The 7,545-nt window shown below is 69.5% G+C and carries 10 protein-coding genes and 1 tRNA gene; 5 read left to right on the forward strand and 6 right to left on the reverse strand.

Going from position 1 to position 7,545, the window contains the following annotated elements; all coding sequences use genetic code 11:
• From CJ197_RS15030 to CJ197_RS00035, 4 genes are all read left to right on the forward strand, one after another.
• A partial coding sequence (locus CJ197_RS15030) for a hypothetical protein (RefSeq protein ID WP_158239307.1) occupies positions 1-245 on the forward strand: 245 nt, incomplete at its 5' end.
• Positions 246-934: 689 nt separating this feature from the next.
• Positions 935-1,402, forward strand: coding sequence for a hypothetical protein (locus CJ197_RS15460; RefSeq protein WP_233190547.1), 468 nt, complete (start codon positions 935-937; stop codon positions 1,400-1,402).
• 14 nt (positions 1,403-1,416) lie between these two features.
• Positions 1,417-1,707: a hypothetical protein gene (locus CJ197_RS00030; RefSeq protein WP_102234742.1), complete on the forward strand. Its 291-nt coding sequence runs from the start codon at positions 1,417-1,419 to the stop codon at positions 1,705-1,707.
• A complete protein-coding gene (locus CJ197_RS00035; protein WP_102234743.1) occupies positions 1,704-2,006 on the forward strand; it encodes a hypothetical protein in 303 nt (100 codons plus the stop codon). The genes CJ197_RS00030 and CJ197_RS00035 overlap by 4 nt, the downstream gene beginning before the upstream one ends.
• Before the next feature lie 69 nt (positions 2,007-2,075).
• Here CJ197_RS00035 and CJ197_RS00040 read toward each other — a convergent pair whose 3' ends face one another.
• From CJ197_RS00040 to CJ197_RS00050, 3 genes are all read right to left on the reverse strand, one after another.
• A complete protein-coding gene (locus CJ197_RS00040) occupies positions 2,076-2,843 on the reverse strand; it encodes a hypothetical protein (RefSeq protein WP_146007668.1) in 768 nt (255 codons plus the stop codon).
• A 131-nt stretch (positions 2,844-2,974) separates the two neighbouring features.
• On the reverse strand, positions 2,975-3,379 hold the full coding sequence (locus tag CJ197_RS00045) for a DNA-binding transcriptional regulator (protein WP_102234745.1): 405 nt from the start codon (positions 3,377-3,379) through the stop codon (positions 2,975-2,977).
• A 58-nt stretch (positions 3,380-3,437) separates the two neighbouring features.
• Positions 3,438-3,626 (reverse strand): hypothetical protein, encoded by a 189-nt coding sequence (locus CJ197_RS00050; RefSeq protein ID WP_102234746.1) that lies wholly within the window; start codon positions 3,624-3,626, stop codon positions 3,438-3,440.
• Between the two features lie 403 nt (positions 3,627-4,029).
• Between CJ197_RS00050 and CJ197_RS00055 the strand changes: the two genes are divergently transcribed.
• The gene (locus CJ197_RS00055; protein WP_102234747.1) at positions 4,030-4,527 is read left to right on the forward strand and encodes an HNH endonuclease signature motif containing protein; all 498 of its coding nucleotides are present in this window, start codon (positions 4,030-4,032) and stop codon (positions 4,525-4,527) included.
• Positions 4,528-4,597: 70 nt separating this feature from the next.
• On the opposite strand, the gene CJ197_RS00060 is transcribed toward CJ197_RS00055, so the two are convergent.
• The 3 genes from CJ197_RS00060 to CJ197_RS00070 form a co-directional block, all read right to left on the reverse strand.
• Positions 4,598-4,670: transfer RNA gene (locus CJ197_RS00060), tRNA-Thr, on the reverse strand.
• A 183-nt stretch (positions 4,671-4,853) separates the two neighbouring features.
• Positions 4,854-6,551 carry an alpha/beta hydrolase gene (locus tag CJ197_RS00065; protein ID WP_102234748.1) on the reverse strand — a complete coding sequence of 566 codons (1,698 nt, stop codon included), beginning with the start codon at positions 6,549-6,551 and terminating at the stop codon, positions 4,854-4,856.
• A gap of 113 nt (positions 6,552-6,664) precedes the next feature.
• A complete protein-coding gene (locus tag CJ197_RS00070) occupies positions 6,665-7,396 on the reverse strand; it encodes an ABC transporter permease (protein WP_102234749.1) in 732 nt (243 codons plus the stop codon).
• Positions 7,397-7,545 lie beyond the last annotated feature (149 nt).

Consider the following 7,545-nt stretch of genomic DNA (forward strand, 5'->3'; position numbering starts at 1 on the left):
TCGAAGAACTCCGCGCGGAAGTCACCCGGCTGGCAGAAGGCCGGAAAAGTGACGCGGCGGCAATCCAGGCGCACCGCACGAAAATCGACGAACTAAACGCGCAGATCGCGGACCTCGTCACCGAGAACCGCCGATACCGCTCGATTATGGCGGGAATCGTGGACCGGCTCCGCGCCGACCCGCCCGCGACCCCTGCCGAGCTGCTCGACTACCTCGACCCCCACGTCCCGAAGGAGGACCAGTGACGACAATCACCGGGCCTATCGCTCACCCTCACGACGGCGCAGTGCCCGTGCAGTCCGGGATGGTGGTGTTCTCTCGTGCCCACCGTGGTGTGAAGGGATCGACCGTGCTGCTGCCGGATCGTCACACCGTCACCATCGCGGACGGTGACCTTGAAGCGGTGCTGGAGTCTGGCCCTTGGACAGTGTCGGTGTACCCGGGTGATGGGGCGCGCGCTGACTCGTGGACGATCACCGTCCCTGACGACGGTGTTCATGCTCTCGCGGATCTCACCCCGCACGCGGTGGAGACTGTGGAGGGGCTGCGCGGTGAGCCGGGACCGGCTGGTCCGCAGGGGCCACGGGGAGAGCGTGGGCCGGAAGGTCCGCAGGGCATCGAAGGCCCCGAGGGTCCGCCTGGCCCGCGCGGCGCGCAGGGGGAGCCAGGGCCGCAGGGCGTGCAGGGTGAGCGCGGACCGGAGGGTGAGCGTGGGCCGGAGGGTCCCGGAGGCCCGCAGGGTCCTCGCGGGGAGACCGGCCCTGCTGGGGCTGACTCGACGGTGCCCGGACCTCCCGGACCCGCTGGGCAGGATTCGACCGTCCCGGGGCCTCCCGGGCCAAAGGGCGACACTGGCCCGCCTGGCGCGGTCCTCACGCCGGAGTCGATGCTGGTGGTGGGTCCTGGGCGTCCTGACGCTCCAACGACCACAGGCATGACCGCAGCGGCTCTCGCAGCGCTCCCGGTCGGCGCGGAGTATCGCTCCACCGACGGCGCGGATGTCGGCGCGTGGGTGTGGTCGAAACGCCCGACGGGCTGGGTCGTCACGGACGGTGACACCGGGTGGCGGATCATCCCCCTCACTGACGCCGGATTCTCCAGTGGACGTCTCCGGCTCCGCCGGACTCCCGGCCTCGTGTGGGTCTCCGCTGATGACCTACGGACCGATGGGACAGCCACCGACGTGCGACTCATCCCGCGGAGTCTCGGTCGGAAGTGGGACGTGGACGGCGATAACGTCACCTACCCCGGCTCGATGTTCGCCATGAGCACGGGGAACTTCGTCCGTCTCGACACCGGGAACCTCAGAGTCAACCCTCCCGCCAATGCGCGGCTCCGGGACCTCCGCGCATACCCGAACTCGAAGCCCTGGCCCATGACCCTGCCGGGCACCCCGGCCTAACCGAAAGGACACCCATGCCCACCCCATCCTCTGCCGCGATCATCGCGGCATCTCACGACACTGACCTCCTACAGCGGGCCGTCGCGCTCGGAGCCACCATCGGCCTCACACAGACCGACGTGGAAGCGGCGCGGACACGGCTAGCGGCTGCGCCCGTGGACGACGAGGGCAACACCATCGCCTCGGTGTACGAATACGCCGCAGCGACCTATGAACCGGCTCCGCGCCCCGGCCAGAATCCCGTCGCCGTGACGGACGCGCACCTGCTCCACGCCCTGAACACCATCGTCGAGGAGAGGGCATGACCAACACCCACGTGAAGACGAGGAACCCCGAGCCGCTGGTGACGACCGCGGGCGTGGTCGCCGCTGCAGCCGCGGTCATCGCCCTGCTCGTCGCGTTCGGGGTCGAGCTCACCGATGCGCAAACGGAGGCGATTCTCGGCGTCGTCGCCGTGGTCGCGCCTCTCGTGGTGATCGTTGCGCGCCGTTGGACCACGCCCCGCTCGCGTGTGGTGGAGCAGCGGGACGGCCACGAAGTCATCGCAGGCGACGGTCACGACAGCATCCCGCCCGGTGAGAAAATCCGCGAGATCAACGACTGACAGACCCGCGGTCACCAGTGATGCCCCCACTCGGCCAAGCGCCGGGTGGGGGTTTTTCTCGTGCCCGGATCAGCGCCGCCAGACCATCACGTCCTCGCGGTGCAGCATCGGGGCGCCCGCAGGACCTTTGATGTAGGACGGCACCCAGATCGTCTCACGCTGGCCTCGCTTCGGGCCGACGGCCTGCTGCCGCCAGTGCCCACGCACGACCCACCGGTGCCGATACTCCCTGCCCTCCCGGCCCCGCTCATCCTCACTCGGGAGATGCCTCATCGGACGTAGGTCGATCAGCCGCACCTCCCCGTCTCGCACCGGATCCCCAGCCGCGGGAGGCCGGGACTCCCCGGTGGAGGGCTCGACGTCCCGGACGGATGCGACCGTGGGCATGGCCATGAGCGTCACCACGGAGTGGAGGAAAGCCGCGACCGCGCGGGCCTGCCCTGCCTCGATATCCTCGACGTCGGTCGGGCCCGCGGGGACTGCGACGGTTGCCCCGTCGGCAAGAGGACCCATGACGGGCATGGTCTCCGTGGCTCGCCCCGAGCGGGAGAGGGCGTTGATGATCACCTGGTCTCCCTCGTTGCGCCACAGCAGACCGTCGGTGGCCACGGCGTCACCGGTGATGTCCTCGACCCGTCCCCGCATCTCGGCGGGCGTGAGGTAGGGGACCGGGGGCAGGGGGCTAGAGAAGAGCAAGAGGGCGTGCCGGGTGGGCAGGCTGGTGGCAAGATGGGTCTCGGGCACGTCAGTAGAGGCATCGAGCGCGATACGGGCCATGTCCTGGGTCACCCAGTACAGATCAGCGATCCGAGCTGCTCGCGCTTGCGCCGAGCTCATGGCGGCCATCTGCTCTTGCAGCGGGTGCCCCTGCCACCAGGCCGGGCTCGCGAGCTCTTCGACTGCGCGGAGGTATGCGCGCCGGATCCCGGGCATACCATACGGCGACCACCGGTCCCGCCGACGCCGACTCACGGCACATCCTGATCGGCGTCGATCCACTCCAGCCACAGACCAGGCACGACCTCCATAAGCCGCGCGCCGACGTTCCGCCACCAGTCCACGGGAAAATCGGTCGCGGGGGTCATCGCGTCCAGGTCGTACGTGCCGCGCGGGATCTCGAACGGCCACGTACCGGCCGGGTCATCGCGCAACCGTTCCGCATGCTGCTGGACGTAGTCGCGGGTGAGCGTGGCGAGCCGCTGCAGCTCGTCGGCTACGCCGCCTGGGATGGGAGCTTCTCCCTGGTCCCACTTCCGCACAGTGCGCTCGCCGACGTCGAGATGCTGGGCGAGCCACGAGCCGGGCAGCCCGAGGTACTCCCGGAGAGCCCGGAAGGTGGCTGCGGGCATGCGCTCGGGGGGAGCGATGGTCATGACTGTCTCCTCGTAGCAGAAGGGAGGGCCCCGCGTTTGCGAGGCCCTCCGGGGGTGATCAGTTCGTGGTCTCGTGCTCGGCTGCGATGGCCCAGAAGTCAGCGTCCTCGTCGAGGGTGAGCTTTCCGTCCTGCCAGTAGGTGATGGCCTGGGCGATGGCGAGCTGGTCGAAGTCGCTGGCGTGCTCTCCGAGGGCGGGGGCGACGTGCTGGTCGATGACGTCCTGGGTGGTGGTGAAGGTCTGCATCGTGGTGGTCCTTTCTGACCGGTTCGGCTGGCCCCTCTGGCCTCGCCTTGTGCCTCTAGCGTAGGGCCTAGATTAGGGCCTGTCAAGTGGTGCGCAGAAGAAATTTCCGAGCGGCAGAACTGGAAGCCGCGCCACGCCGCCCGCTCACCACACGCGCACGGGCCGGGGTCGGGGTAGACCCAGCCGTGGGTGGTCTTGATCAAGTCCATGGGGAGAGTGTGCACACCTCCACTGACACCTGATGGGCATCCCAACGTACGCCCTGCCTACGCTGGGCCCACACGGCGCGCAAATAGCGCCATGACCAGCGACGATGCGCTAGAATCGATCACGCGCAACCTAATAGAGCGTCCCGGCGACGGCGGCAACCGTCCCGGGACATGGCCAACCACGAGGAGTTGACATGGCCAACCTTACCCGCTTCACGATCGACCCGATCAGCGGATGCTGGTCCTGGACCGGAGCGCTGAACAACCGCGGCTATGCCGTTGTCAGCGACGGCAAGGGCGGCTCCATGCTCGGCCACCGCGCCGCATGGGAGGAGAAGAACGGGCCGATTCCCGACGGAGCCCAGATCGATCACGTCTGCCACAACACGGATCAGGACTGCCCGGGCGGTGCCACGTGTAAGCACCGGTGCTGCATCAACCCCGCCCACCTCGAAGCCGTCACGCAGTCGACCAACACTCGGCGCGCGATCCGCTCGCGCCGCCCTCGCACACATTGCGCGAAGGGGCACAAGATGACGGAGGAGAACACGATCATCTACGAGCGGAAGCACGGAAGGGTCGAGCGGATCTGTCGAGAGTGCAAGCTCGCCGCTCAGCGCGCGACGTACCGGCGTCGGCTTGAGCGCCAGGGCGTCCCCAGGCAGCGCCGGAGCCGCTACGACGTAGCGTGAACACACGCTGAACACAATCGGCCCCCTCGGAGATGGTTCCGAGGGGGCCGATTCGTGCTCTGACCTGTCGAGCCGCCTACCGGATTCGAACCGGTGACCTATTCATTACGAGTGAATCGCTCTGCCGACTGAGCTAAGGCGGCGCTGCCGACACGCGCGCGCGGCAGACCGCATCACTGTACGGGACCGCGCATGACCAGTGCAAAGCGAAGCAGGGCGAGACTGCTCACGTCGGCCCACCATCCGGAGCCCACGCTCCAGCCCCATCGGCCGCGCGCACCGATCCCGGCACCCCGCCGGTCCTATCGGCGCCGGTCACCGGCCGCTCAGCAGACCAGTCCGTCCTCCGGCACGGTGCCCTCGAGCAGGTACGCGTCGACCTCCTTCTCGATGCAGCCGCCGCTGCGACCGTAGGCGGTGTGCCCATTGCCCTCGAAGGTCAGCAGCAGGCCGTTCTCCAGCTGCTCGGCGAGGGCCTGTGACCAGGCGTACGGCGTCGCGGGATCCCCCGTGGTGCCGATGACGACGATCGGCGCGGAGCCCTTCGCGGTGATCGGCGCGGGCTCACGCACCGGCTCCTGCGGCCACAGCACGCACCCGTCACCGCCCAGCATCGGCCCGAACGTCGGGTACTCCTCGGCCAGCCGCTCCGCCTCCTGCTCCACCCAGGAGACATCGGCCACCCCCGGATGATCCAGGCAGTTCACGGCCGAGATCGCGTACGTGCCGTTGGTGCGGTAGCTGCCATCGTTCTGCCGGTCCGCTCCGAGGTCCGCGAGCATCAGCAGCTGGGAGCCATCCCCCGTCATCGCGGCGCCCAGCGCTTCGCGGCCGAAGCCCCACAGCTCGTCCTGGTACATCATCAGCAGCACGGCGCTGCGGGCCAGCGCCCCGGTCAGCGGACGATCCGGGTCCCCCGAATCCAGGGGGCTCTCATCCACGGAGGCGAAGAAGCTCTGCAGCTGCTGCTTGGCGCGCTCCACATCGCCCTTGACCGGGCAGGCATCCGCCCCGGCATCCAGGCAGTCCTGCAGGAACGCCTCGATCGCGCGCTCGAACCCCTCAGCCTGCCCGGCGGAGATCTGGTTCAGCGCGAGGCTGGGATCGATCGCCGCATCCAGCACGAACTTCCCCACCCGGTCCGGGTGCAGCTCCGCATAGCTGGAGCCCAGGTAGGTGCCGTAGGAGAACCCCAGGTAGTCGAGCTTCTCGGAGTCCAGGGCGGCGCGCAGCACATCCATGTCCCGCGCCGCGGACCAGGTGTCCACGAACGGCAGGATCTCTCCGGAGTTCTGCTCGCACGCCTCGGCAACGCGGCGCCCCCACTTCTCCGCCTCCGCGAGCCCCTCCTCGGTGGTGGGGTCGATCGTGCTCGCCAGGAACTCGTCGGTCTCGCGATCATCCAGGCACGTCACCGGGGCGGAACGGCCGACGCCGCGCGGGTCGAAGCCCACCACGTCGTAGGCGGCCTGCACCTCGGAGGACAGGAAGTAGGGGACGGACTCCAGGTAGTTCACGCCCGAGCCGCCGGGACCGCCGGGGTTCAGCACGAGCGAACCCTGCTTCTCGCCGCTCGCGGGGATCTGCGCGACCGCGATCTCGATATCCCCGGCCTCGGGGTCGTTCCACTGCCGCGGCACGGTGAGTATCCCGCATTCGGCGCCATCGGCATCGAGGTCCTCGCACGGCCCCCAGCTGATCTCCTGCTCGTAGTAGGAGGCGTAGGCCGGGTCCTCGGCGGGATCTCCGTCGAGCTCCGCGGCGGAGGTGCCGGCCTTGCGCAACTCTGGCAGCGGCCCCTCGAGCCCGCCGGGGTTGGTGCTGGGCGGGCCGGCGTGCGCACCGCCGTCGTCCCCACCGCCGTCGCTGCCAGCGGAGCCGCCGCCGTCGGAGACTCCCGGGTCGGTGCCGCCATCGTCGGGGCCCTGGTCACCGCCCAGGCCAGGAATCGTGCAGCCGGCCAGCAGCAGCACGGCGGCGAGCGAGGCCGCGGCGCGGCACAGGGGGCGGGCGGTGGAGGTCATGAGCGTCCTTGTCCATCGATGCAGGGGGCCTGGGGCAGGGTCAGGCCGGGCCGTCGGCCTGGCCATCCTAGGCCCCGGCCCACGCCGTGCGGGCGGGCCGGGGCCGTGTCGGATCAGCCGATCTCGCGGCGGGACCAGCGGCGCGCACCGAGCGCGAGTGGGATCAGCACCATGAGGGTCAGCGGCAGCAGCTCGAAGGCACCGGCGGTGCCGTCGGTGAGGCGGTACGCCGCATCCTGCAGGTGCACGGCCCGCGCCACCTTCTCGAGGATGTCCGATCCCGTCGCCATCGCGATGGTGGCGAAGGTGGAGATGACGAACGGCAGGCCGATCGCCAGGAGCATCCCCACCACCGCCGACTGGGCGAGCACCGCCATGGCGAGCGACATCAGCCAGGTCGCGCCCATCACGGCCATCTGCGTGGTGAGCACGTCGCGGAAGGACTCGAAGCTTGCGCCGTCGCCGACCATTCCGCCGATCCAGGTGCCGAGCGCCGCGAGCCCCACGGACAGGGCGAGCAGCGCGCCGACCACCACGATGTTCGCGAGGATCTTCGACCCCAGCACGCCCAGGCGCCCGGGGCGCTGCAGGAACGTGGTCTGGATGGAGCGGTCGGACCACTCCCCCGCGATCATCAGCACGGTGACCACCGGAATGATCAGCGACAGCGGCAGGGTGATGACGATGAAGGTCATCTCCACATCGACGATCGCGGGCTCCACGACGAGCGCCTGCAGCACGCCGCCCAGCACGCCGGCGCCCACGAGGGCCAGCAGGGAGATGGTGTAGGTGATGAGGGCGCCGCGGGTGTTCAGGGAAGCGCGCAGGTCGATATCGGGTCGCATGACTCCTCCTTCGAGGGGGTCCGGGGCGGTGACCGGGCCCGGGGCTTTATGGGGGCGAGGGCTTTATGGGGGCGAGGGCTTTATGAGGTGCGGGGGCTTTATGGGGTGCGGGCGGTCAGGCCGCGACGGGGGTGGAGGTCTCGGCGGGG

This window comes from Brachybacterium sp. UMB0905, from assembly GCF_002871795.1.
Taxonomy (GTDB): Bacteria; Actinomycetota; Actinomycetes; order Actinomycetales; family Dermabacteraceae; genus Brachybacterium.